The 23,109-nt window shown below is 55.6% G+C and carries 15 protein-coding genes, 2 tRNA genes and 1 pseudogene; 2 read left to right on the plus strand and 16 right to left on the minus strand.

The features are described from left to right. From BHW66_RS04805 to tig, 16 genes and pseudogenes are all read right to left on the minus strand, one after another. Nucleotides 1–1,398 (minus strand): annotated as a pseudogene (locus BHW66_RS04805) (autotransporter domain-containing protein); the annotation flags it as partial. A gap of 363 nt (nt 1,399–1,761) precedes the next feature. Further along, the gene (gene rpoC / locus BHW66_RS04810) at nt 1,762–5,958 is read right to left on the minus strand and encodes a DNA-directed RNA polymerase subunit beta' (RefSeq protein ID WP_046434515.1); all 4,197 of its coding nucleotides are present in this window, start codon (nt 5,956–5,958) and stop codon (nt 1,762–1,764) included. 72 nt (nt 5,959–6,030) lie between these two features. Beyond that, complete coding sequence (gene rpoB, locus BHW66_RS04815; protein WP_012420082.1) at nt 6,031–9,969, minus strand: DNA-directed RNA polymerase subunit beta; 3,939 nt, start codon at nt 9,967–9,969, stop codon at nt 6,031–6,033. A 201-nt stretch (nt 9,970–10,170) separates the two neighbouring features. Next, nucleotides 10,171–10,545, minus strand: coding sequence for a 50S ribosomal protein L7/L12 (gene rplL / locus BHW66_RS04820; RefSeq protein WP_012420083.1), 375 nt, complete (start codon nt 10,543–10,545; stop codon nt 10,171–10,173). Between the two features lie 158 nt (nt 10,546–10,703). Next, complete coding sequence (rplJ, locus tag BHW66_RS04825; protein ID WP_012420084.1) at nt 10,704–11,207, minus strand: 50S ribosomal protein L10; 504 nt, start codon at nt 11,205–11,207, stop codon at nt 10,704–10,706. 21 nt (nt 11,208–11,228) lie between these two features. Continuing rightward, nucleotides 11,229–11,930, minus strand: a complete 702-nt coding sequence (rplA, locus tag BHW66_RS04830) for a 50S ribosomal protein L1 (RefSeq protein ID WP_022197880.1) — start codon at nt 11,928–11,930, stop codon at nt 11,229–11,231. A gap of 51 nt (nt 11,931–11,981) precedes the next feature. Next, nucleotides 11,982–12,410 carry a 50S ribosomal protein L11 gene (rplK, locus tag BHW66_RS04835; protein ID WP_022197881.1) on the minus strand — a complete coding sequence of 143 codons (429 nt, stop codon included), beginning with the start codon at nt 12,408–12,410 and terminating at the stop codon, nt 11,982–11,984. A 67-nt stretch (nt 12,411–12,477) separates the two neighbouring features. After that, a complete protein-coding gene (gene nusG / locus BHW66_RS04840) occupies nt 12,478–13,047 on the minus strand; it encodes a transcription termination/antitermination protein NusG (RefSeq protein ID WP_012420087.1) in 570 nt (189 codons plus the stop codon). 29 nt (nt 13,048–13,076) lie between these two features. Next, the gene (locus BHW66_RS04845; RefSeq protein WP_012420088.1) at nt 13,077–13,304 is read right to left on the minus strand and encodes a preprotein translocase subunit SecE; all 228 of its coding nucleotides are present in this window, start codon (nt 13,302–13,304) and stop codon (nt 13,077–13,079) included. Between the two features lie 33 nt (nt 13,305–13,337). Beyond that, nucleotides 13,338–13,413, minus strand: a tRNA-Trp gene (locus tag BHW66_RS04850). A gap of 94 nt (nt 13,414–13,507) precedes the next feature. Next, nucleotides 13,508–14,692: an elongation factor Tu gene (tuf, locus tag BHW66_RS04855; RefSeq protein WP_102734414.1), complete on the minus strand. Its 1,185-nt coding sequence runs from the start codon at nt 14,690–14,692 to the stop codon at nt 13,508–13,510. Nucleotides 14,693–14,736: 44 nt separating this feature from the next. Then, a tRNA-Thr gene (locus tag BHW66_RS04860) sits at nt 14,737–14,811 on the minus strand. A gap of 206 nt (nt 14,812–15,017) precedes the next feature. Beyond that, nucleotides 15,018–16,100: a tRNA (adenosine(37)-N6)-threonylcarbamoyltransferase complex transferase subunit TsaD gene (gene tsaD / locus BHW66_RS04865; RefSeq protein WP_046434522.1), complete on the minus strand. Its 1,083-nt coding sequence runs from the start codon at nt 16,098–16,100 to the stop codon at nt 15,018–15,020. 23 nt (nt 16,101–16,123) lie between these two features. Then, a complete protein-coding gene (gene clpX / locus BHW66_RS04870; RefSeq protein WP_046434524.1) occupies nt 16,124–17,494 on the minus strand; it encodes an ATP-dependent Clp protease ATP-binding subunit ClpX in 1,371 nt (456 codons plus the stop codon). A 41-nt stretch (nt 17,495–17,535) separates the two neighbouring features. After that, entirely contained in the window at nt 17,536–18,192 is a 657-nt protein-coding gene (locus BHW66_RS04875; protein ID WP_022197884.1) for an ATP-dependent Clp protease proteolytic subunit, read from the minus strand. A gap of 122 nt (nt 18,193–18,314) precedes the next feature. Continuing rightward, on the minus strand, nt 18,315–19,625 hold the full coding sequence (gene tig, locus BHW66_RS04880; RefSeq protein ID WP_102737570.1) for a trigger factor: 1,311 nt from the start codon (nt 19,623–19,625) through the stop codon (nt 18,315–18,317). Between the two features lie 366 nt (nt 19,626–19,991). Between tig and bamA the strand changes: the two genes are divergently transcribed. Continuing rightward, nucleotides 19,992–22,310: an outer membrane protein assembly factor BamA gene (gene bamA / locus BHW66_RS04885; protein ID WP_237970283.1), complete on the plus strand. Its 2,319-nt coding sequence runs from the start codon at nt 19,992–19,994 to the stop codon at nt 22,308–22,310. Nucleotides 22,311–22,343: 33 nt separating this feature from the next. Then, the gene (locus BHW66_RS04890; protein ID WP_102739819.1) at nt 22,344–23,093 is read left to right on the plus strand and encodes a hypothetical protein; all 750 of its coding nucleotides are present in this window, start codon (nt 22,344–22,346) and stop codon (nt 23,091–23,093) included. Nucleotides 23,094–23,109 lie beyond the last annotated feature (16 nt).

Genomic DNA, 23,109 nt, shown 5'->3' on the forward strand with positions numbered 1-23,109 from the left:
GGACGGCAGCGTCTCCCCTCTGTTGTATACCCCGTTCAGGTTGATTTTGGTTCCGCCGGTGTTGGTGATTTGATAGACTTTGTCCCCGCTCGTCGTCAGCGTACCGTTCAGATAGCCCAGGCTGACGTTGGCCGCACTTCCCTCCCCAAGAGCCAGCGTAAAGGCATTCTTGACCGTTTCTTCCAATGCCCCTCCCGCTCCCGCAGATACCCACGTCACGCTGGATATCGCCCCGTCTTCTATCGTCAGCACGCTGCCTTCTATTCTATATTGCCCTGTCTCTAAGCCCAATACGGTAAAATTCGTACCAAGGTTGTTCCCTAAATCAAACGTGTATCCCTGCTCTCCCTCTACCAGGCTGTCAAGCGCGCCGCCGATGTCAATGGTGCCTGAAGTGAAAGTTACATTTTCCTTGGTAAAGGAGGAACCGGATTCCGTATAGGTTAGCTTGGCTCCGTCAATTGCTGCGTTTTTCAATATGCCGGTGCCGTTCATGTTCAGAACGGAATTTGCCCCCAGAGTGGCGGAGGTGAAATCCAGCGTTCCTCCCGCCATGGTGATTATTCCGGAATAGGCCAGGGAAGAATTGTTGATTTTCAAGGTGCCACCTTGGGCCGTAATATTCGCGTTGATGACGGATCCCGTCAGGTTTTGCGTGCCTGTTCCGGCCATAATCAGATTTATTCCTCCCGTGGGAGTAGTGTTGCCGTTTACTCCGGAATGCTGCGTGGTTGCCCCGATACTTCCCCCATACGTGTAATTTCCGTTGCCCGTCAGGGTAAGATTCGCTCTGGAGGAATTAGCCGACTGGACGCGTCCTTTATGTGTTCCGCTGAAGCCGTCAGCATCATTTAAACCGGCCAGAGAGGCGGCATTGGAAATTTGCAACGTCAGGGCGCTGGAACTTTGATTGATTGAGCCTGACAAATCTACCGTTGCGTTGGCGAGAGCCGTTCCCGTAATCTGGAGAATGGCCCCGCCGGGCTGCGTCCCCTTCTGGGAAAGGATAATGTTCCCGGAAAAACTGCTTTCCTGGGAACCAAGCACAAACTTGGAGGCATAGCCGGCATTGCCGTTAGCCGCTACCAGCGTCAAATTTCCTTCTCCGGCAAATGCCCCGTTCAAATTGATGGTACAGGCGCCGTTCGTATTCTGATTAATGGTAAACGAGGAGCCTGCTCCGATATAAAGTCCTGTGGAATAATTGTTGTTTCCTGAATTTACATCAAGGTTGACGGATTGGCTCCCAGTAACTGAATACTCATTGGCGGGCTCATTGTTATTAAAGGTGGAGTTCGCTCCCCATGCGGGGGATTCAGATGTTGGGACGGCCAGGGAAACACTGGTGTAACAAGCCAGAACAGCCGCCAGCAGGGTAATAGGCAGATGGAGACGCATTATAAAAATATTAGATGTTAATTTTTTATGTATATAACGGATTGAAAATTCGATGTCAAGTTGAAAATACCAGTTCCCGGATTCTCATACTTTTACTGTAAGTGCATTATGATTTTTTAAATTTCTAAAATGGGATTTTCACCTTTTCATTTACCTCCCCCCTTGAAGCAAGGGAGGTATACTATAAGACTTTCATTTTGAATATAAAATATCAAATTTTATATTGCATGGGCCAATATTGGAATCATCGCCGAATTTTCAATCCGCTTTTCCTCTTTTCGTGAAATAACGCGGAGAAGACATAAAAAAGACCGCCCCCCGGAAACGGGGAGCGGCCCTTGAAGTGTGGGTGGAGAGAACAGGTTAGCGTTCGTTGTCGAAGTTGATGGTATCGTTCAACATGTCTTCGGCAAGTTCCGCCGCTTCCTCTTCTTCGCTGGCCGACGCGATTTCTTCTGCGCCCTCTGCGGGTTCCACTTCAATCTTGCTGTAACGGGAGAATCCGGTGCCGGCGGGAATGAGGTGGCCCATGATGACGTTTTCCTTGAAGCCTTCCAGCGTATCGGTCTTGCCGAGGGTGGATGCTTCCGTCAGAACGCGCGTGGTATCCTGGAAGGATGCCGCGGAAATGAAGGATTCCGTTTCCAGGGAGGCCTTCGTGATGCCGAGCAGAACGGGCTTGGCTGCGGCCGGTTGGCCTCCCTGGGCTACGGTTTGTTCATTGATGCGGTCGAACGTAGTCTTGTCCACCTGGTCTCCCCACAGGAATTCGGTATTGCCGGGTTCCGTGATGACTACCTTGCGAAGCATCTGGCGCACGATGATTTCCACATGCTTGTCGTTGATTTCCACACCCTGGAGGCGGTACACTTCCTGAACTTCGTTGACGAGGTGTTCCTGAAGGCGTTCCTTGCCGCAGACATCCAGAATTTCTTCCGGAGAGACGGGGCCTTCCGTAAGCTGGTCGCCCAGATGCACATGGTCGTCTTCATGAACGATAACGTGCTTGTTCATCGGAACCAGATGATCCACCAGTTCGCCCGTGGGTGTTTCAATGGTAATGACCTTCTTGCCGCGGGAGGTATTCTTGCTGCTGAGGCGCACAATGCCCTCCACGCGTGCAATGGTGCAGGCATCCTTGGGCTTGCGGGCTTCGAACAGTTCCGCCACGCGGGGCAGACCGCCGGTGATGTCCTTCGTCTTGGCTACCTTGCGGGGCGTCTTGGCCACCATCGTGCCGGCGGAGATGGTTTCCCCGTCCTTCACGGTGAGGTTGGCGCCTGCGGGAATGGCATGATGAGCCAGAACTTCACGGGTCTTGGCATCGCGGATGACCACCTGCGGGTGAAGTTCCTGCTTGTGTTCCATGACGACAAGGGAGGAGGCTCCGGTTTCCCGGTCCGTTTCCTTGGAAACGGTGATGCCGACGATCATATCCTTGAATTCGACGATGCCGCCCTTTTCTGCAATCACGGGTACGTTGTACGGATCCCAAGTGGCGAGGGTTTCATCCTTCTTGATAGCGCCGCCGTTGGGCACGTACAGGATGGTGCCGATGACGGGCTGGTAGGATTCCAGTTCGCGGCCCTGTTCGTTTTCGATGCGGACGGAGCAGTTTTTATTCAGAACGACAAAGTTGCCGTCTGCGTTTTCCACCGTGCGGAGATCTTCCGTGTAGATGACGCGGCCGTCGTTCTTGGCTTTCACAATGGGCTGCTTGAACGCCGTGGTGGCCGTTCCGCCCACGTGGAACGTACGCATGGTGAGCTGCGTGCCGGGTTCGCCGATGGACTGGGCGGCAATAATGCCGACCGCTTCCCCGATCTTCACTTCCTGTCCGGTGGCCAGGTTCAGGCCGTAGCACTTGGCGCAGCAGCCTTTCTTGAGTTCGCAGGTGAGCACGGAACGGATTTTCAGCCGTTCAATGCCGATTTTTTCCAGTTGTTCCGCCTGCTTTTCGTTAATGAGGTCGTTGATGTCCACGATAACCTCGCCGCTGACGGGGTCAACGATGCGTTCGCAGGAAGTCCGGCCGTAGATACGGGAGGCAAGGGACGCCACTTCTTCGTCGCCGTCATAAATGGCGTGAACGGTGATGCCGTTGCTGGTGCCGCAGTCTTCCGCATGGACGATGACATCCTGGGCCACGTCCACGAGTTTGCGGGTCATGTAGCCGGAGTCCGCCGTTTTCAGGGCGGTATCCGCCAGACCCTTGCGAGCGCCGTGGGTGGAGATGAAGTATTCCAGCACGGAAAGGCCTTCACGGAAGTTGGCCGTGATGGGGCGTTCGATAATTTCGCCGCTGGGTTTCGCCATCAAACCGCGCATGCCGGAGAGCTGCTTGATCTGCGCCTTGTTGCCTCGGGCGCCGGAGTCCACCATCATGAAGAGCGGGCTGGCCATCTTGGAGCCTTCGTTGTGTTCCAGCTTGCGGTACAGAGCCGCCTGGATGACATCCGTAGTCTGGGTCCAGATGTCCACCACCTTCTGGTAGCGTTCCCCATCCGTGATGATACCGTTCTTATACTGGCGGGTCACCTTGTCCAGTTCCGCATAGGCTTTTTCAATTTCCGTCTTTTTCTGGGAGGGAACCACCATGTCCACGATGCCGATGGAGCAGCCGGAACGGGTTGCTTCCTTGAAGCCCAGGTTTTTCAGGGCGTCCAGAGTCTGTACGGTACGTTCCTTGCCGACGGTCTGGTAGCAGCGCCAGATGATGTCGCCCATCTGTTTCTTGCCTACGTTGCGGTTAATGTAACCGAGTTCCCGGGGCCAGATTTCATTGAAACGCACGCGTCCGGCAGTAGTGATGATAACCTTCTTGGTGACATCCCCATACACCACTTCGGAAGGCTTTTTACCGTAGTCCGGGTTGTGCAGGCGGATCCAGTCATGGTAGCCGATTTTGCGGGCGGCAATGGCGTATTCCACCTCGTCGATGGATTCGAAGAGGGGAAGATGGTGATGATTATCCTGATTGTTCTGCACTTCCGCAGCACGGGTGTGTGTCAGGAAGTACGCGCCCAGAATGATGTCCTGCGTGGGTGTGGCAATGGGCTTGCCGGAGGCAGGCGAGAAAATATTATTGGGCGCCAGCATGAGCTGGCGGGCTTCCATCTGCGCTTCCACGGACAGAGGCACATGTACAGCCATCTGGTCGCCGTCGAAGTCCGCGTTGTACGCATTACAGACGAGCGGGTGCAGACGGATGGCGGAGCCTTCAATCAGAACCGGTTCAAAAGCCTGGATGGAGAGGCGGTGCAGGGTGGGCGCGCGGTTGAGCATGACCGGGTGGCCCTTGGTCACTTCTTCCAGGATATCCCACACCTCCGGCGTCTTGCGGTCAATGAGCTTCTTGGCGGAGCGCACCGTGTGCACGTAGCCCAGCTCTTTCAGACGGTGGATGATGAAGGGCTCAAACAGAATGAGCGCCATCTTCTTGGGAAGACCGCACTGGTTGAGTTTCAATTCCGGACCGATAACGATAACGGAGCGGCCGGAGTAGTCCACGCGCTTGCCGAGCAGGTTCTGGCGGAAACGGCCTCCCTTGCCCTTCAGCATGTCGGAGAGGGATTTGAGGGGGCGGTTGCCGGCGCCGGTGACGGCACGACCGTGGCGGCCGTTGTCAAACAGGGCATCCACGGCTTCCTGAAGCATGCGTTTTTCATTACGGATGATGACTTCCGGCGTTTTGAGGCTCAGGAGGGTTTTCAGGCGATTGTTGCGGTTGATGACGCGGCGGTACAGGTCATTCAGGTCAGACGTTGCGAAACGACCGCCTTCCAGGGGAACCAGCGGGCGCAGGTCCGGAGGAATGACGGGCAGAACGTTCAAAATCATCCATTCCGGGCGCGTGTTGGACTGAAGGAACCCCTGGGCCAGTTTCAGACGCTTGGCAATCTTGCGCTTGTTCTGTTTGGAGTTGGTATTGTCCAGCTGTTCCTGAAGATCCGCGACGAGGGTGGGCAGATCAATGGCCGCCAGCATTTTCTGGATGGCTTCCGCGCCCATGCCGGCTTCAAAGCTGTCATAGCCGTATTCGTCTTCCGCATTGCGGAATTCTTCTTCCGTCAGGATGGCCCCCTTTTCCAGAGGGGTGCTGCCGGGATCTACCACGATGTAGTCTTCATAGTAAATCACGCGTTCCAAATGGCGGGCTGTCATGTCCAGCATAAGGCCAATGCGGCTGGGCATGCATTTGTAAAACCAGATATGGGAAACCGGAACGGCCAGTTCAATATGGCCCATTCGTTCGCGGCGCACGCGCGCGTTGGTTACTTCCACGCCGCAGCGGTCGCAGGTGATGCCCTTATGCTTGATGCGCTTGTACTTGCCGCAGGCGCATTCCATGTCTCGGGTAGGCCCGAAGATGCGTTCGCAGAACAGGCCGCCTTTTTCCGGCTTGAACGTGCGGTAGTTGATGGTTTCCGGGTTGACGACTTCACCGAATGACCAGCTGCGGATGGTATCCGGATCCGCCACGGTGATGGCAACCTGGTCAAAGGTCCGGGGCTTGTCGCTCAGGCCGTGCATTTCCCTGATGGTGGGGGTGTCAGACATATATTGAAAGTTTAAAGGATGTTTGGTGCCCGCCCCCGCGTTTTGCGGCACGGGGGCGGAATGCGGTGGATATTAGAATTTGAGGTCGGAGAAGTCGACGTCCGCCAGGCCGGCCATGTCGTCGCTGTCAAAGCCTTCCGTCATGCCGTCCACAGGAGTGAGATCCGTGCCGCCGAGTTGCAGGGAGGGTTGTTCATCCTTGCTTCCGGGGCGTACGTTCAGCCCCAGGGACTGCATTTCCTTCATCAGAACGTTGAAGGATTCCGGAGTTCCGGCTTCCAGGGTATTATCCCCCTTCACGATGGATTCGTAAATGCGGGTACGGCCCTGAACGTCGTCGGACTTGACGGTGAGAAGCTCCTGGAGGGTATAGGCGGCGCCATAGGCTTCCAGCGCCCACACTTCCATTTCCCCGAAACGCTGGCCGCCGTATTGGGCCTTGCCGCCCAGGGGCTGCTGCGTGACCAGGCTGTACGGACCCACGGCACGGGCGTGAATCTTGTCCGCCACCAGGTGGTTCAACTTGAGCATGTAGGTCTGGCCTACCACCACCGGGTTGTGAAAAGGTTCGCCGGTCAGGCCGTCATAAAGGGTGCTCTTCCCGCCTACGGTTCCGTCCTTGCCGTCGCCGATCCATGTGAAACCGTCCACCTTCTTGGCTTCGGACATGTAATTCCAGATGGTTTCTTCACTGATGCCGTCGAACACCGGGGTAGCCACCTTGAAGCCAAGGGCCCTGGCAGCGATGCCGAGGTGGGCTTCAAGCACCTGTCCCACATTCATTCGGGAAGGCACGCCCAAGGGGTTCAGCACGATGTCCACCGGAGTGCCGTCCGCGAGGAAAGGCATATCCTGTTCCGGAACGATCTTGGCGACAACGCCCTTGTTGCCGTGGCGGCCGGCCATCTTGTCACCCACACCGAGCTTGCGCTTGGCGGCGATGTATACTTTGACTTCTTTCAGTCCGCCGGGTTCGGATTCGTCTCCGGATTCCATCTGATCCAGTCGGTGTTCCCGTTCGTCATCCAGTTCCGTAAAGCGGCCTTCAAAGGAGGTGATGATTTCCAGAATCTTGTTGCGGATCGGGCTGGGCTCGATTTCGATGTGGTCGTGAACCAGGGCCAGCTTGCGCAGCAGGGTCTTGGTGATTTTCCGGTTGGCCGGGATGATGATTTCACCGGTCTGTTCGTTGACGACGTCCAACGGGATTTTTTCGCCCAGAAGAATGTCGGAGAGCTTCTTGGTCAACTGGTCAATAAGCTGCTCTTTCTTCTTCTTGTGTTCGTCGTTGATTTTCTTGAACTGCTTTTTCTTCTCCGCGCTGTCCACGACGAGGTCGCCGCGGTGGTGGCCGGAGCCTGTGGAAGAAATGCGCACGTCCATCACAATGCCGGTGCAGCCGGAGGGAACGCGGAGGGATGTATCTTTCACTTCCGCGGCCTTTTCACCGAAGATGGCGCGAAGGAGACGTTCTTCCGGGGCCAGTTCCGTTTCCGATTTAGGCGTGATTTTGCCGACGAGAATGTCGCCGGGCTTCACTTCCGCGCCGATGCGGATGACTCCGTCATGGTCCAGGTTTTTCAGGGCTTCATCACCGGCGTTCGGGATATCACGGGTGATTTCTTCCGGGCCCAGCTTGGTATCACGGGCCTGCACTTCAAACTCGGAGATGTGGATGGAGGTGAAGGTGTCTTCCTTCACGGTTTTTTCGGAGATGACAATAGCGTCTTCAAAGTTGTAGCCGTTCCACGGCATATAGGCTACCAGAACGTTGCGGCCGAGGGCCAGTTCGCCCTGGTCCGTGTTCGGTCCGTCCGCCAGCACGTCGCCGGTTTTGATTTTGTCGCCGCGGCGCACGATCGGACGCTGGTTGATGCAGGTTCCGGCATTGGAACGCATGAACTTGCGCAGGGGATAGACGTAAACGCCATTGTCGCGGTCCGTGCGCACACTGTCGGGATCGGACAGGAACACTTCCGGGCGCACGGGCAGTTCCCCGTCTTTCGTGGTGATGATGACTTCAGCCGTGGCGGAGGCCACGATGCCGTCCGCTTCCGCCAGAACGACGGAACGGGAGTCTCTGGCGCACTTGCCTTCAATGCCGGTTCCCACGTATGGAGATTCCGCTACCATCAGAGGCACGCCCTGGCGCTGCATGTTGGAACCCATCAGGGCGCGGTTGGCGTCGTCATGTTCCAGGAAGGGGATAAGACCGGCGGCGATGGAAACGAGCTGCTTGGGAGAAACGTCCATGTAATGCACGTCTGCCGGATCCACTTCGATGAATTCGCCTTTTTCACGGGCGGTTACGCGGGAGGTCGTGAAGTTGCCCTGTTCGTCCAGCGGGTTGTTGGCCTGGGCGATGAGATAGCCTTCTTCCTGATCGGCGGTGACGTATTCGATGGTATTGGTGACCCGGCCGTTTTCCACCTTGCGGTAAGGCGTTTCAATGAACCCGAATTCATTGATGCGGGCGTAGGTGCACATGGAGTTGATCAGGCCGATGTTGGGGCCTTCCGGCGTTTCAATGGGGCAAATGCGCCCGTAGTGGGAGGGATGCACGTCCCGGACTTCAAAACCGGCCCGGTCACGGTTCAGGCCGCCGGGCCCCAAGGCGGAAAGACGGCGCTTGTGCGTCAACTCCGCAAGGGGGTTGATCTGATCCATGAATTGGGAGAGCTGGGAGCGGCCGAAGAAATCGCGCACGACGGCGCTGAGGGCCTTCGGATTGATAAGTTTGCTGGGCGTGACGCCTTCAATGTTCTGGTCAATGAGGGTCATGCGTTCCTTGACCAGGCGTTCGGTGCGGGCGAGGCCTACGCGGCACTGATTGGCCATGAGTTCGCCTACGGCACGTACGCGGCGGCTGCCCAGGTGGTCGATGTCGTCCACCATGCCTTCGCCCTTCTTGAGACGCAGGAGGTATTTGAGGGCGGCCAGGAAATCTTCCGCCGTCATCAGGCGCTGGTCCAGACTGGTGTCCAGTCCGAGTTTCTGGTTGATTTTGTAGCGCCCCACGCGGGTGAGGTCGTATTTCTTGGGATCGTCAAAAAGCCTCTTAAGCAGGGTGCGTGCCTGAGCGGCAGTAGCGGGATCTCCGGGACGCAGGCGTTTGTAGATTTCCTTGAGGGCGGATTCTTCGTCGTGAGCGGGATCCTTCTTCAGGGTTTTAATCAGCACGTCGTCCTCGCTCTGGTCAATGACGTCGATTTTCTTGATGCCGAACTGGAGGAGCTGGCGAACCACACCCATATTGAGCTGTTCGAAAGCCTTGGCAAGAACCAGATCCTTGTCCTTGATCGTGTCCACAGCCACAAGGTTGTGCAGATCTTCTTCCGTCATGTCTTCGCTCAGGGGAAGCGTGCGGATGTTGTAGAACTGGCTGACGATGTCGCGGTCCGTTTTGAAGCCCAGGTAGCGCATAAACGTCGTCGCAAGGAATTTGCGGCGGCGGCGGCGGCGATCAAGGTAAACGTAAAGCAGGTCGTTGGTGTCAAACTGAACCTCCAGCCAGGAGCCCCGATCCGGGATGATGCGGAAGGAGTGGAGCAGTTTTCCGTTCAGGTGCTGGGCGCTTTCAAAACAAATGCCCGGGGAACGGTGGAGCTGGGACACGATGACGCGTTCGGCACCGTTGATGACAAAGGTGCCGCGGTTGGTCATCATGGGGAGTTCTCCCATATAGACCGTTTCTTCCTTGGACTCGTTGTCGGATTTGAGCTTGAAGGTGACTTGAAGGGCGGCGCTGTAGGTTTCCCCCGCGCGGATGGCCTCGTAATCGCTCATCTTCGGCTGTTCAATGTCATAGGAGACGAAGTCGAGCTCAATGTTTTCGTCATAGCTCTTGATAGGAAAGATTTCCTTCAGAACGCCTTGTAACCCGATGTTTTTCCTAGCCGCGGCCGGCGTGTCCTGTTGTAGAAAATCGAAGTATGATTGAAGTTGAATCTCAATAAGGTTCGGAGGTTCGATGACTTCCTTGATATTCCCGAAGTAGAGTCGCTTTGACATGGGCTGCTGTGGCGGAGATGTTATGGTTTGCATCCTAAAGAACCCGGATGCCGGGTTGGGCGGTTCTTTCCCTGGGGGACGGAACCGACTGGAAGCGTTTTACGAAATAAAAGGCCTCTAGTCGGTCACGCGGGATGTGAAGACGAGGAAGCGCAACAGGAGAAAAACGGCTTTTCTCCTGTTGCGCGGGAAGTAAAAAGCTTACTTGACGTCTACCTTGGCGCCAGCTTCTTCCAGCTTGGCCTTGGCGGCGTTAGCTTCGTCCTTGGAGACTGCTTCCAGGATGACGGCGGGAGTGCCTTCAACCAGTTTCTTGGCGTCCACCAGGCCGAGACCGGCCTTCACTTCGCGGACGGCCTTAATTACGGCGATCTTGTTGGCGCCGGCTTCCGTCAGGACGACGTTGAATTCGGTCTTCTCTTCTTCAGCTTCGGCAGGAGCGGCGGCAGCGCCGGCGGCAGCTACGGGAGCAGCGGCGGAAACGCCCCACTTTTCTTCCAGGAGCTTGACGAGGTCGGCAGCTTCCAAGATGGTAAGGGTGCCGAGTTCTTCAGCGATTTTGTTAATATCAGCCATTGTATTATTTTCTAGTTTGGTTTCGAGTCGCGCCAAGAGCCAACTTGGCATTTCAGTTCTCCGGCCGGAGTTCCGACAAGGAACCTGTAGGAGAGTCGGGTCCAGTTTTCACACATTTGGCTAGAGTGCAACCGGACCGTCCGGTCAAGGGGTTGGTATTAGGCGGCGGGTTCTTCGCTGCCGCCGTTTTCTTTGTCCACATATGCCTGAATAACTCGGGCAAGAGCGGAACCGGCCGCGTTGATGGTGCCAAGGAGTTTGGCAAGCAACTGATCGCGGGGAGGCAGTTCGCCGATGGCACGGATTTCGTCCGCGGAAAGAATGGCTCCATCCAGGATCGCCACCTTGTATTCGGCTTTCTTGGAAGCCTTGGCAAAGGTGTTGATGGCCTTGGCGGCGCCTGCTACGTCGGACGCGCCGGTCACGAAAGCGGTCTGGCCGACGAGGTGTTCTCCGATGTCGGGAAGACCGGCATCCGTCAGAGCCGTGCGCATGAAGTTGTTCTTGGCTACGTGGCACTGAGCGCCGCAGGCGGCCAGGGCGGAACGCAGATTGGTGAACTCAGGCACGGTGATCGAGGTGTAGTCCACGACGATCAGGAACGGGGAGGCGTTGACGCGAGCGGTCAGGTCGTCAATGATGATACGCTTGTCAGGATTCATGGTGTGCTAAATCGGTTCGGGTTACAGTTTGGCGATGGAAGCGGTGTCAACCGGCAGACCGGGGCACATGGCGCATGAAACGGTGACAGATTCAATGTAGGCGCCCTTGGCGGAAGCCGGGCGGGCCTTGACGACGGAATCAATCAGGGCAGCGATGTTTTCGGCGATGCTTTCGTTGGAGAAAGACAGCTTGCCTACAGCGGCGGAGATATTGGCGTTCTTGTCAACCTTGTAGTCAACGCGGCCGGCCTTCACTTCCTTCACAGCCTTGGCCGTATCGTCCGTGACGGTACCGGTTTTCGGGTTGGGCATCAGGCCGCGCGGACCCAGTACACGGGCAACCTTGCGAACCTCCGTCATGGCGTCGGGGGTGGCAATGGCCGTATCAAAGTCAACAAATCCTCCCTGGACTTTCTTGATGAGATCTTCAAACCCCACGAATTCGGCTCCGGCTTCCTGGGCGGCCTTGGCGGCATCGCCCTGAGCGAAGACGAGGACGCGGACGTTTTTACCCGTGCCGTTAGGCAGGGAAACGCTGCCGCGAACCATCTGGTCGGATTTGCGGGGGTCCACAGTCAGGTGGAAGGAGACGGTGACGGTCGGGTCGAATTTCGGTGCCGGGAAGGATTTCATGGTTTCCACGGCTTCCGTGATGCTGTAGTTCTTGTTAGGGATAACAAGCTTGGCTGCTTCTTGATATCGCTTGCTGCGTTTGGTAGACATGTGTGTATTTGGCAGTGCGTTCGGACTGGTTTAATCCTCCTGCGGTGAGTGTTACATACCTTCAACTTCAATGCCCATCTGGCGAGCCTGGCCGGCAAGAATGCGGGCGGCGCGTTCAGGGTCTTTCGTGTTGAGGTCAGGGAGTTTGGTGTTGACAACTTCCATCAGCTTGGCCTTGGAAAGAGTGGCGACTTTCTTTTTGTTCGGTTCGCCGGAACCGGAGGCGATGCCTGCGGCTTTCTTGAGAAGTACGCTGCCCGGGGGCTGCTTGGTGATGAAAGAAAATGACTTGTCCTTGTAAACCGTGATGACGGTCGGCAGGAGATCGCCGGCCTGCTTTTGCGTGGCGGCGTTGAACTCCTTGCAGAATGCCATGATGTTTACACCGGCCTGACCAAGTGCCGGACCCACGGGCGGGGAGGGGTTAGCGGCTCCGGCATTGATCTGGAGCTTGATGATTTTGGTTATTTCTTTTGCCATGGTTTTGCTTTGTTAGCGGAGAAAATAAACGGGAAGGGGGCTGATGGGGGGGAGACGCAAAGAAGATTCAGGCTTTTTCCACCTGCCAGTATTCCAGGTCCACAGGCGTGGCACGGCCAAAAATGGAGACGCTGACACGAAGCTTGCCCTTTTCCGGGTCGATTTCTTCGATGGTGCCTTCCTGGCTCTGGAACGGGCCTTCGCACACGCGCACAGGGTCGCCGACGGCGAATTCCACCTTGGGACGAGCGGCAACGGCTTCCGCATCCAACAGGGGCAGAAGGTCTTCCACCTCGCGCTTGCGCATGGGGAGGGGGGCGTTGCGGGAGCCGGCAATGCTGATGACACCGTCAATTTGCTGGATAAAGTACCAAAGATCCTTGTTCAGGGTGCCGTCCGCTTCCAGCAGGTACATGTTGGCATAAACGTACCCGGGAAAGAGTTTGCTGTGACGTTCCGTTTTTTTGCCGTTGCGCACTTCGGAAATAAGTTCCGTGGGGACTTCCACCCGGTAAATGAAGTCGGAAAGCTCGGCGTCCTTCGCCTTGCGGATGATGCGGTCACGAACGCTGTTTTCCTGTCCGGAGAGGACGTGAAGGACATACCATTGTTCGTGAGGCTCTGGGGTACTGGGCATGATCGGAGAAAGAAGTGGGGAGAGTAAAACTAGATTGCCAACTGGATGAGATAGTTGACCACGCTGTGAAGAAAAATGTCGAACGATGCAACAAACGCGCCAAGGAATACCATGGCAATCAGTACGACGAGAGTGGAACCCCAGAGTTCGCGGAATTTTTTGAAACCTTTCACCTTGGGGTCGCTTTCCCAGGGCCAGGTCGTCTTCTTAAGTTCGCCCTTAACTTCGGCGATGAATTGAGAAATCTTGCGAAACATGCTTCAAGGTGGGGTGGTGTATTTGGAAAGAAGTGGCAGGTCAGGAGGGACTCGAACCCCCAACTTTTGGTTTTGGAGACCAACGCTCTACCAATTGAACTACTGACCTGTTGGAGTCTCTTCTTTCGTGGGAAATGAGGGGGCCTGCGGGGAGGCCCCCTCATTAAACCTGATGTAGATTCCTCTACAAGTTCCTGAGGAACTTAGTCAAGGATTTCGCTGATACGACCGGCACCCACGGTGCGGCCGCCTTCGCGGATAGCGAATCGCATGGCTTTTTCCATGGCGATCGGAGTGATGAGCTGGACTTCCAGGTTGACGTTGTCGCCGGGCATCACCATTTCCACACCTTCGGGAAGGGTGCAGCAACCGGTCACGTCCGTTGTACGGAAGTAGAACTGCGGGCGGTAGTTGTTGAAGAACGGAGTGTGACGGCCGCCTTCTTCCTTGGTCAGGACGTAAACTTCTGCCTTGAAGTTTTTGTGGGGCTTCACGGTGCCGGGCTTGATGATTACCTGGCCGCGTTCGATATCTTCCTTCTTCAGGCCGCGGAGGAGCAGACCAACGTTGTCGCCGGCCTGGCCTTCGTCAAGCAACTTACGGAACATTTCGATGTCCGTAACGGCGGTTTTCTGGGTGTCCTTGATGCCGATGATTTCCACTTCTTCCATCTTCTTGATGACGCCGCGTTCGATACGGCCGGTAGCCACGGTGCCGCGGCCGGAGATGGAGAATACGTCTTCCACAGGCATGAGGAAGGGCTGGTCTACAGGACGTTCGGGCTGCGGGATGTAGGAGTCAACAGCGGCCATAAGTTCCATGATGGATTCTTCGGCAGCGGCGTCGCCTTCCAGAGCCTTAACGGCGGAACCCTTAATAATGGGGGTGTCGTCGCCCGGGAATTCGTATTCGTTGAGAAGTTCGCGGATTTCCATTTCCACGAGTTCAAGCAGGTCGGGATCGTCAACCAGGTCGCACTTGTTCATGTAAACGACAATGGCGGGAACGCCCACCTGGCGGGCAAGGAGGATGTGTTCGCGGGTCTGCGGCATCGGGCCGTCGGAGGCGGCAACCACAAGGATGGCGCCGTCCATCTGGGCAGCGCCGGTGATCATGTTTTTCACATAGTCGGCGTGTCCGGGGCAGTCAACGTGGGCATAGTGACGGTTTTCCGTTTCGTATTCAACGTGAGCCGTGGAGATGGTGATGCCGCGTTCGCGTTCTTCGGGGGCGGCGTCAATCTGGTCATAGCCGCGTGCTTCGGCGAAACCCTTCTTAGCGAGCACTGAAGTAATGGCGGCGGTAAGGGAGGTTTTGCCGTGGTCAACGTGACCGATGGTGCCCACGTTCACGTGGGGCTTGTTGCGCTGGAATTGCTCTTTAGCCATAATATTATGTTTAGGTTTGGGCTGCTATGGGTCTAGCTTGAAGATGGAGCTTCTGGCGGGAATTGAACCCGCGACCTCATCCTTACCAAGGATGCGCTCTACCCCTGAGCTACAGAAGCATAGACTTCTTCCGCCTTTCGCTGCTCCTAGAGAAGTCGTAAATCCGCCCAAACCTGCGGTTCTAGCGGATAAATAGCATCCTCCCGTGTTGCCTGACGAAAAGCGGACGCTATGTTACGTTTTTAGATGCGGGATGTCAATGAAAACATGAACATTTTTTCAGCTTTATGCCGCAAATACAGGGGATTCATGTATAATATATTTATCAGGAATGTGTTGAATGTTTGGATCTGTTTAAATCCTCCGTCAATTTAAGATTGGGGTCAACGTCTTCATCCAGAGAGTGGAACAGTCCCCTGCGGGCTTTGAGACAGGTGACATAAGCGATCATGGCGGCATTATCCGTCGTCAGGTCGAAGTCCGGGAGAACCAGTTCCACTTTTTCACGGTCACAGGCGGTTTTCAGGCGGGAACGCAACTCTCTGTTGCAGGAGACGCCCCCGGAGATGGAAAGGGTGCGGTGACCGGAGGCGCGCAAAGCTTTCAGCGCCTTGTGAATCAGGACGTCCGTCACGGCCCGCTGGAAAGAAGCGCAGAGGTCGCGCAGAGTTTGCCGGGTCAGGCCGTGAGGATCGCCGTTTTTCGTAATTTTGGGCAGTGTATAGAGAACGGCCGTTTTCAGGCCGGAGAAAGATACGTTGGCTGTATGCTCCTTCATCAGGGCCCGGGGGAAAGAAAAGGCTTCCGGGTCGCCTTCCGCCGCCAAGCGGTCGATTTCCGGCCCTCCGGGATAGGGAAGGCCTAGCATTTTGCCTACCTTGTCAAAGGCTTCCCCTGCTGCGTCGTCCAGAGAGCGGCCCAGCAGGCGGTAGTTCCCTACGCCGCGCACATCCACAAAAAGGGTGTGACCTCCGGAAACGACCATGCCCAGATGGGGAACGGGACCGCCGGGGCGTTTGAGGAAGGGGGAAAGCAGATGGCCTTCCAGATGATTGACGGAGACGAAGGGCCTGCCCGATGCCAAAGCCAGAGCCTTGGCCGTGCTGTTGCCTACCAGAAGCGCAGCTACCAGGCCGGGGCCTCCCGTAGCGCCGAAGACGTCAATGTCCGCAGGAACTGTTCCGGCTTCGCGGCAAGCGGTCCGGATGATTCCGGGAAGATCCGCTGAATGGTTGCGGGAAGCCAGTTCCGGCACTACGCCGCCGTGCTGGCGGTGAATGGCAATTTGGGAGGAGATGACGGAGGAGAGTATTTCCGGAGCTTTTTCCTCTCCGGCAGAACGCAGGATGGCGACTGCCGTTTCATCACAGGAGGATTCTATTCCCAGAACGGTAAGGGATTCCGGCATGGAGGAAGAACAGGGAGGGGAGGTTAGGAGGCCTGGTGGATTTGGGCCGGCTTGTTGCCGGTAACCGTTGCCCTGGTAATGGTAACGGTATCCGCATTCTTCATGCTGGGCACTTTGTACATGACGTCCAGCATGAGGGTTTCAAAGATGGAACGCAGAGCGCGGGCTCCCGTGCCGCGTTTCATGGCTTCGGCGGCCATGGCTTTCAGGGCGTCCGGCTGCACGTCCAGTTTGGCGCCGTACATGGCGAGCAGTTTGGAATATTGCTTGACCAGGGCGTTTTTGGGTTCCGTAAGAAGGCGGACGAGCTGGTTTTCATCCAGCTTGGAGAGCGGACAGAAGATGGGCAGGCGTCCCACGAATTCCGGAATCATGCCGAAGGAGAAGAGGTCTTCCGGCATGGCCTGTGCCAGTATTTCCTCTTCCGAATATTCCTTGCGGTCGCGTTGTTCCGTGATGGCTCCGAATCCCATCTGGGTGGCGCCGAGGCGTTTGCGGATGATGTCTTCCAGGCCGACGAAAGCGCCGCCCACAATGAAGAGGATTTTTTCCGTATTGACGCGGATGTATTCCTGTTGCGGGTGCTTGCGGCCTCCGGTGGGAGGAACATTGCAGATGGTGCCTTCAATGATTTTCAGCAGAGCCTGCTGCACGCCTTCCCCGGAGACGTCCCTCGTAACGGAGACATTTTGTGTTTTGCGTCCGATTTTGTCGATTTCATCCACATAGATGATGCCCTGTTCCGCTTTCGCTACATCAAAGTTGGCAGCCTGAAGCAGGCGCAGGATGATGTTTTCCACATCTTCTCCTACGTAACCGGCTTCCGTCAGCGTGGTGGCGTCCACAATGCAGAACGGGACGTTGAGCATTTTCGCCAGCGTTTTCGCCAGCAGGGTTTTCCCTGAACCGGTGGGGCCGGCCAGCAGGATGTTGGATTTTTCAATTTCCACATCGTCCAGGGACTTGTCTTCCAGCATGACGGCGCTTTGGCGCAGGCGCATGTAGTGGTTGTACACGGCTACGGAAAGCACTTTCTTGGCGTAGTCCTGCCCGATGACATACTGGTTGAGCGTGGCGCACATTTCTTCCGGGGTGGGCAGCGGGCCTTCGTAGGAGGCCGGGCCGGCCGCCGTTTCCCTGAGCATGTCCGCGGCTGCCGCCTTGCGGGCTTCCGCCTGGCACATGGCGTACGCGGAGGGTTCCATGTTCAGGATGCCGCGGATGAAACGGGTTGCCATCGGAAGGCCTGTGTCCTTCACAATCATGTTGACGCAAATTTCAACGCAATTGTTGCAGATGTAAAAGTCTTCCGCAATCTGGATGAGTTTGTCCACCTTGTTCCCGGGCTTGCCGCAGCAGGAACAGGCAGGAAGATGAGGGGTGGAACCGGACATGGTTTTTCAGGTAGAGAGAGAGAAATGGCGGAGGGAAAGGGTCAGGCCTTGGTCTTTTTCTTGTCGCCCTGGTCATCAGAGTGATGCGCCAGAATTTTATCAACCAGGCCGTAGGCCACGGCTTCCTCAGCAGTCATGTAGTTGTCGCGGTCAGCATCCTTTTCAATTTGCTTTTCCGTCTTACCGGTATGTTTGGCCAGAATGCCGTTGAGGCGTTTTTTGAGGTTGAACATGAAGCCGATGGTGCGTTCCACATCTGAAGCGGTTCCCTGGGCACCTCCGGAAACCTGGTGAATCATAACGTGGGAGTTCGGCAGACAGAAGCGTTTGCCGGGAGTTCCTGCAGCCAGAAGGACGGAACCCATGGAGGCCGCTATGCCCAGGCAATATGTATTTACGTCACAAGAGACGAATTGCATCGTATCGTAAATCGCGAGACCCGCCGTGACGGATCCTCCGGGGGAGTTGATGTAGACGTGGATGTCTTTTTTCGGGTCAGCCATCTGAAGGAACAGAAGCTGGGCAATGACGGAATTCGCCACATCGTCGTCAATAGCGGAGCCGATGAAGATAACGCGGTCTTTCAGGAGACGGGAGTAAATGTCAAAGGCGCGTTCGCCGCGGCCGTCCTGCTCCACCACCATGGGCACATAATAGGAGTTTGCGGGGGTTGATTTGGAAGATTGGTCTTGAAACATGTTTATGGAAGATTGGATGTTGTTTTTTCAATGTATGTTACCCGTCCGCAGGACGCAAAACGGGGGAGTCGGGCATGTGTGCGCCAACTCCCCCTGGTAAGGTGTTTTGTGCAGAGGAGGGGTTACTGCTCGTCTACCGTTACTTTGGCCTCTTTTGTCAGGAAGTCCAGAACCTTGGCTGTCAGCAGGCTCATTCTGATGCCATGCACACGGCCTTCGCGCTGGAGTTCGCGAATGTAGGATTTGAGGTTCTTTTTCTGCTGGCGGGCCTGGCGGGCCACTTCGTTGTAAAGCTCCATTTCCGTGACGGCAATTTTTTCTACCTGCGCCACTTCCTGAAGCATGAAGAAGACCTTGAGGTTGCGCTTGGCCTCCTGTTTGGCTTCTTCCCGGGCTTCCTCCACAAACTTATCCATGTCTGCCGGGGCATTTCCGCTGTACATGGCCTGCTGCATTTTCTGCTGGAGGATGCCGTACACTTCACGTTCTACGACAGCTTCCGGAAGGTTGAAGTCAAGCATGTCCGCCAGCTTTTCCGTGATCTGATCGGCCTTGGCTTCATCAATTTGCATGGCTTTGCGCTGGGCCAGGTTTTCCTTCAGGGCAGTTTTCAATTCTTCCAGGTTTTTGCCGGGAAGAACTTTTTCCGCAAAAGCGTCATCCATGGCCGGAAGCTGTTTTTCCCGTACTTCTTTCACAGTGGCATGGAATACGAGTTCCTTGCCGCGCAGCTCCGTAATTGGGAAGGTATCCGGAATCGTGACGGTGATATCCTTGCTGTCACCGGCATTCAGGCCTTCCAGGGCAGAGGCGAAGCCGGGCAGAAATTGATCGTCTTCCACCTTCATCCACTGGCCGTCACGGCCTTCCAGGAAGCCTACGGGTTTGCCTACGGCTTCCGCTACGGGCTTGCCGTCCAACGTGGTTTTGAAGTCGATAATCGCTACGTCGTCTTTTTTGGCAGCGCGGTCCACAGGGGTGAATTCCGCGATTTGTTCAGCCAGGGAGTTCAGAGCTTCCTCTACGTCTGCTTCCGTTACTTCGGAAGAGGGAACCTTGACTTCGATGCCTTTGTATTCCGGCAATTCAAATTCGGGAACCACGGTCATCGTGCTGGTAGCGGTGTAGTTGCCCTGGTCATCCAGAGATTGTTCCGGCTTTCCGAAGTTGAGCACTTTCAATTTGGGGTTTTCTTCCAGAGCGGTGGAGCAGGCCGTTTCAAAAAGGGTGTCCAGCAGTTCTTCTTCAATTTCTTTCTTGAAGCGCTTTTCAATGATGGACTTGGGTGTTTTGCCGGGGCGGAAGCCGGGAAGCTTGGCTTTGGCGGCATAGGAATCTACAATGGAGGCGCGGCGCGCAGCCGTGGTTTCTGCGGGGATGGAAGCTTTCAGCGTGGCTGTGCAGTCCGGTTGAATATCAACGTTGATTTCCATAAATAATACGGTCAGTGTTAATTGAAAGTGGTTCTGTTTCAGCTCCGGGATGGCGGCAGCGGTCAAAACACGAGCGGCGACAACTTTAATGAGAGGGTATCTGGAGTGCAAGCTATTGCACGGGAATGACACAATTGTCCTCCTGAGCGCGCATGCGCACGCGGCGTAAGAAATACGGGGCAACTGTGTTCTACGCGGAATCACGTCTTGACTATGCAAGAGGAAAAGTCCTTTATATCCCAAGCATTAAGTTCAGCGCTCATGATCCGTCCCGTTTTTTTGTGTGTTTCCTTTCCCTTGATAGCGTGTTCGGCTGTTTTGGCCCAGGATGAAACTTCCCTTAACAGAGGCGCCTATGGTTCCGTGATGACTCCGGAACAGGTAATGCGGGAACTGGGGCCGGGCACGGGGCTTCTTCCCGGTGACCAGGCGTATGAGGGGCGGCCTGTGAAGAGCGTTTCCGTGCGGTACAGAAGCACCGGCAAGACCGTGTCCGAAGACCGTCTGAAAAATTTGCTGGCTACGCAGCCGGGCACCAGTTATTCCCCGGAAGTGGTTAACAAGGACTTGGAACGGTTGTTGGAAAGCGGTCTGGTAGGCGGCAATACAACAGTAGCCGTGGAGCCTTCCGGCGACGGCGTGGCGGTGGTGTTTGAAATGGCGGCCCAGAATCTGCTGGGCGGCGTGGGGTTCCGCGGCAATACCGCGTTCGACAACAGGGACCTCTCCGAGGAATGCGGGCTGAAGGGGGGGGAAGCTCTCAGCGACAAGGCCCTGAGCAGCGCTATTGCCAAGCTGCGCACTTATTACCAGGAAGCCCGATATCCGGATGTACGTGTTTCCTATTTTTACCAGAAAACGGAACGGCCCGGCTTTGTGGATGTGGTCTTCGACATTAACGAAGGAAAGAAGGCCAATATTATCAAGATTGACTTTGTGGGCAATGAACACATCAGCGCCAAGGATCTCCGACAGGTGATGAAAACCAAGGAGAAGGGCTGGCTGACCTGGATTACCAAATCCGGACGCATTGACCGTGAACAAGTGGAGGACGATCTGGCGGAATTGGTGACTTATTACCGTAATAAAGGTTATCTGCGCGTCAAGCTGGACAAGGTGGAATATTTTGACGCCGGCAAAGGCAATGAGCACAAGCTGACGATGAGAATTACCCTTACCGAGGGGCGCCGCTACAAGGTCAACCAGGTTGCCTTCGGCCCCACCAAGGTGTTTACGGCCCAGGAACTGATTCCCGGCCTGAGCATGTACAACGGGGATACCTATTCCGCCCAGAAAGTGGCCGACGACGTGACGATGATCCGCCGTTATTACGGTTCCCGGGGGTATGCGGACGCCTCCGTGCGTCCGGACATTCAGGAAGTGGGCGTTGATCCCAAGACAGGTTACGGACAAATCAACATCGTGTACCATGTGACGGAAGGCAATCCCTACCGCGTAGGCAATATCCGCCTGACCGGGAATAACCGCACGAAGGATTACGTCATCCGCCAGGAACTTCCCCTCCAGTCCAATGACCCCATGAACGCCGTGGATTTGGATACCGCCCAGAAGCGCCTCCAGAACCTGAACTATTTTGACATGGTGGACGTAGCCCAGGTGGGATCCACGCGGCCCGGCTACCGTGATATCAATATCGAGGTGGCGGAAAAACGTACGGGGTCCCTGAATATCGGCGTGGCATTTTCCTCTATTGAAAGCGTTTACCTGTTCGCAGGCATCACCCAGTCCAATTTTGACATGTATGACTGGTCCTCTTTCGTGGGCGGCGGCCAGCGTTTCGCGATTAACGCCCGTGTCGGTTTTGAAACGCAGGATGCCAGTATTTCCTGGGTGGATCCGTGGTTCCTGCACCGCAAGCTGGCCTTCGGGACGGAAATCTTCTACAGCAATTCCACATATTTTTCCGATTATTACGACCAGCAGAACTATGGCTTTGCCATTTCTCTCCGCAAGCCGATCGGGGAACTGGATTACGTGAAACTGGAATACCGCCTGGAACAGTACCGTATTGACGCCGAAGGGAACGCCCCTATCTTCTTCTGGCAACAGGACGGAGACTACCTGCGCAGCCATGTGGAACTTTCCTACACCATTGATACCCGCGACGCGCAGATTTTTCCCCGCAAGGGAGGCAAATTTGAAGTGCTGGCCGGTTATTCCGGCCTGGGCGGCGATGTGCATACATACAATTTCGGCGTGAATGGCTCCTATTACTGGAATTTGCGCGGAGACACCATTTTCAGCATCAATGCCGGTGCGGCTACCGTGGATTCCTATGGCAACCACGATGTGCCCATTTTTGAGCGCCTCTACCTCGGCGGGCCATACAACATGCGCGGTTTCCGTTTCCGGGACGTGGCGCCGTACAATCCCGCCCTGAGCGGTGATGAGACGATGGGCGGCCGTTCCTCCTTCTTCTGCCAGTTTGAATATTCCATTCCTGTGATTGAAGAAGTGCGCGTCGCGGTGTTTTATGACATCGGTTTTGTCAACGGAGATTCTTTTGACTTCAGCACGTCCAAAATAGTTTCCGACTACGGGATCGGCCTGCGCCTGAACCTGCCCATCGGTCCGCTGGCAGTGGACTATGCCATTCCGATTCAGAAGAACAACGCCATTGACCGCGGAGGACAATTCCAGTTCTATCTCAATTATTCCTATTAATTACGTTTGATAATTTCTCTACCGTTTGACGACATGAGTAATTTCCGCATTTTTATCCTGGCGTTTCTGGTGGTGGTGCTGGTCGTTCTGGGAATGATTTATGTGAATATTTCTTCAAGAATGGATGTGATTCAGCAACAGCAGCAGATGGCCTCCGCTCCGGTACCTGTCAATCCCTCCCCGTATCTTCCGATGCCCACGCAGGCTCCTGCCTCCGCCGTTCAGCCGGTGGTGGTGGCGGATCCTGTGGTGAGCGAGGAACTGGCTCATGTCTCGGCGGAGCTGGAACGGATGAAGAAGGAGAATGAAGAACTGAAGAAGCGTCATGCCCTGGCGGAGGAAGAACGCGATTTGTTGGAACGTCAGAGCATGGAAAAGGGAGATCCCCGGCTGCAATGGCTTAATGAAATCAAGGATGCGGAGCAGGTGGGCCGTGTGACGGAATACTACCGTGACGCCAACCTGGTCCTGTTCCAGTCCATCGGCCAACCTGACTTGAAAGTGGGGCAGGAACTGGGAATCCGCAGACGCGGGAGCATTTTCGTATCCCTGATTATCGACGGAGTTGACCCGGACGGGAAAGTGTTCCAGTCCTACGTGAAGCGTAATACGCTTTTTGATAATAATGACAAGGAACCTATCAAGCCGGGGGATGAAGTCATTGTTCCGCCTGCGAGCTGGCAGGAAAACATGACGGAAGAAGACAAGTCCGGTATGGTTTCTCCCTCTGCCCCCGTCCCCGTGGAAGCTCCCAAACCGGTGATGATTCCCATGGAGCCGTGATGCGGATCCGTATTTA

Origin of the sequence: Akkermansia sp. 54_46, assembly GCF_001917295.1 — a bacterium.
In the GTDB taxonomy this organism is placed as follows: domain Bacteria; phylum Verrucomicrobiota; class Verrucomicrobiia; order Verrucomicrobiales; family Akkermansiaceae; genus Akkermansia; species Akkermansia muciniphila.